Below are 2,585 nucleotides of genomic sequence, written 5' to 3' on the forward strand. Positions count from 1 at the left end.
GTATGCGATCCACGAATGACGTCCCTCAGAGCAAATCGGTGGAGCGCTTGAGGTGCGGTAAGGAAGCGGATCAGCGCAGGTCGGCCGGCATTTTCCAGGGCAGCAACGCGTCGTAGTCGTCGACGCTCTTTGCTAGCGGTAGGTGTTGGAACAGCCAGGTGAGATAGCGATAGGGGTCGATGCCATTCGCCTTGCAGGTCTCGACGAGAGAGTACAGATTGGCACTCGCGTGCGCGCCGTCGGCGGTATCGCTGAACAACCATCCGCGGCGGCCGACGCAGAACGGCCGAATCGCGTTTTCACAGGGGTTGTTGCTGATCGGCCAGTCGCCGTTTTCGACGTAGCGGATGAGCTTCGGCCACTGCGAACGCAGATAGGTTAACCCCTTGCCGAGCAGGCTCTTCGGCGCGACACCGGGTGACTGCTCGACCATCAGCGTGTGGATCGCTGCGAGCACATGTGTGCTGTAACGTCGTCGCAATCGCTGTCGTCGCGATGCCGACCATGTTTCACTACGCGCTTCGGCCGCGAACAGCTTGCCGACCAGCTTGATGAAGCGCGTCGCGAGCAGATCCGGTGTGCGCGCTGCCTTCGGCACGCTGTCTTCCGCTTTAACGAAGTACCGTCTCACGTGAACCCAGCATCCCAGATGTACGAGTTGGTGACGCTCAGCGATGTCGTTGTAGGGTTCGTAGCCATCGGTCATCATGACCGCGCCCGCACGGATGCCGGTGAACAGCTTGTCGCCAAGCCAGGCGCCACGTCCCGGTGTATAGGTAAAGCAGCGGATGGGCATACCCGAACCCGTCATCTGCGCCCACAGGTAACTCTTCGTTTGCGCGCGGCGGCCTTCTTCTTTCAGCACCTGGAGCGTCGTCTCGTCGCAGTAGATCAGCTCGGCATCAAGCAGCGCGTCGCGCATCAGGTTGATGACGGGCTGCGCAGCAAGGCCGACGCGAACCATGCTCGCGGCGATCGTGTTCGATGAGATGTCGCCGCCGAAGCGGCGCAGCAAACCGGCTTGCCGATACAGTGGCATGCCGAACTGATACTTGCCGGTGGCAATCCACGCGAGCGCCGATTCGCTCAACAGTCCGCGGGGAATGATACGTGGCGGCGCCGGCGTCACCTTGATGCCGAGCTCACAGCACGGGCACGCATATTTGACGCGCTGGTGCTGGATCACCCGAAGCTGCTCAGGGATCACCGTGAGCTGTTCGCTGATCTCCACGCCGAACTCGACGAGTGCGTGACCGTCGATCACGCAGAAGCGTTCGGCTTCGGGTAGTTCGTGCCGTACGATGTCGCGCGGCAGGTTGGGATCGAGCGGTTTGCGATGGCCGCGCTTTTTGCGCGTATGGGCGACGACCGTCGTATCGGGTGCATCTTCCTGCGCGGGCGTCGCGTTTGCGCCCAGCGCTTCGGCCTCGTTGAACAGGCCGAGCTGATCGGAGTCCCGTGCTTCACTCTTCGCGCCAAACAATTCGCGACGGTAGGAGCGCAGTCGCTCTTCGGCCAGATCGCGTTCCGCAGTCACGAGACGCACCATGCTACGCAATTCGTCTCGCTCTTGCTGAAGCGCTGCGTGCTGCTCACGTATCGCGAGCAGCGCGGCCAGTTCATCGGCGGTGACGGTGACTTGAATCGGCATGCTGATTGGACAGGCATGCCAATTCGATGTTCAGCTCACGCGTAAATATTTCCGCGTCGGATGCCGCTGGACCGTGGTAATGTCGTCGCCGTCGAGCAACGCGTGCAGCAGCTCCGTCGTCATGGTCACGACTTCGGTTTTCTTGTCAGGCCAGATGAAGTGATCAGCCTCGAGGCGCTTCATTAGCAACCAGAAGCCGTTCCCATCCCAGCCGAGGATTTTGATCCGATCGCGACGTCGATTGCCGAACACGTAGAGCGACGCATCCATCGGGTTCAGGCGCATCGACTGTTCGACGAGAATCGAGAGGCTGTTCATGCCGTACCGAAAGTCGACAGGATCGCGGTGCAGGTAGACCTTCAAGCCTTCGTCGAACCGGAACACGGCAACCTCCCGAGCATTTGAATGACGGTGGCCAATTCGTCGATGCTTGCTTCGCCAAGATCGAACTCAACGCCATTCGATAGACTCACGTGCAGCGAGAGCGCCATCGGTCGAGTTGCAGGCAATAGCTCTGGTGGTTGTGCGCACGGCGATGCGGTAGCCGCTACGATCGGCACGAACGCCGATGGCGTACTGGGGAGGTCGATCGTGACGCCGTCAGAAATCGCGGGCGTTCGAGCGACTCGCTCGTGTTCGAGTTGCGCCTGAATCTTCTGGTAGCGGGCGATCCAACTGCGCAGGAGGTTCGGATTGAGACCATGCTCCATGGCGGTCCGTGCTATTGAAACGCCAGGTTGCAGGCAGATCTGTACCAGTTCGTCTCGAGCGGCATCGTCATATTCTCGGCGCCCATCTCGCTTTCGGCCGATGACCAGTCGGCTACGCAGGTCTCGTTTTTCACTCATACACTCTGATACCAGCTGTCCACGTGGACACGTAGCATCAGAGTGAAGCGATTTCTAGACAAGGACGTCGTTAACGGATCGCATAC

3 protein-coding genes are annotated in these 2,585 nt (G+C 60.2%); all 3 read right to left on the bottom strand.

Going from position 1 to position 2,585, the window contains the following annotated elements; genetic code table 11:
- Positions 1–70: 70 nt before the first annotated feature.
- Genes FFS49_RS41675 through FFS49_RS41685 form a run of 3 tightly spaced genes read right to left on the bottom strand, consistent with a single transcriptional unit; the run spans position 71 to position 2,499 of the window.
- A complete protein-coding gene (locus FFS49_RS41675; protein ID WP_060090866.1) occupies positions 71–1,651 on the bottom strand; it encodes an IS66 family transposase in 1,581 nt (526 codons plus the stop codon).
- Positions 1,652–1,681: 30 nt separating this feature from the next.
- Complete coding sequence (gene tnpB, locus FFS49_RS41680; protein WP_060090864.1) at positions 1,682–2,035, bottom strand: IS66 family insertion sequence element accessory protein TnpB; 354 nt, start codon at positions 2,033–2,035, stop codon at positions 1,682–1,684.
- Positions 2,011–2,499, bottom strand: a complete 489-nt coding sequence (locus FFS49_RS41685) for a transposase (protein ID WP_105815031.1) — start codon at positions 2,497–2,499, stop codon at positions 2,011–2,013. The genes tnpB and FFS49_RS41685 overlap by 25 nt, the downstream gene beginning before the upstream one ends.
- Positions 2,500–2,585 lie beyond the last annotated feature (86 nt).

It is taken from the genome of Burkholderia sp. 4NA327C6 (assembly GCF_005502655.1).
Taxonomy (GTDB): domain Bacteria; phylum Pseudomonadota; class Gammaproteobacteria; order Burkholderiales; family Burkholderiaceae; genus Burkholderia; species Burkholderia contaminans.

Bases quoted from the DNA above. Each gene is read 5' to 3' on its own strand.
- FFS49_RS41685 (WP_105815031.1), bottom strand. From the start codon at position 2,499: ATGAGTGAAAAACGAGACCTGCGTAGCCGACTGGTCATCGGCCGAAAG.
- FFS49_RS41675 (WP_060090866.1), bottom strand. From the start codon at position 1,651: ATGCCGATTCAAGTCACCGTCACCGCCGATGAACTGGCCGCGCTGCTC.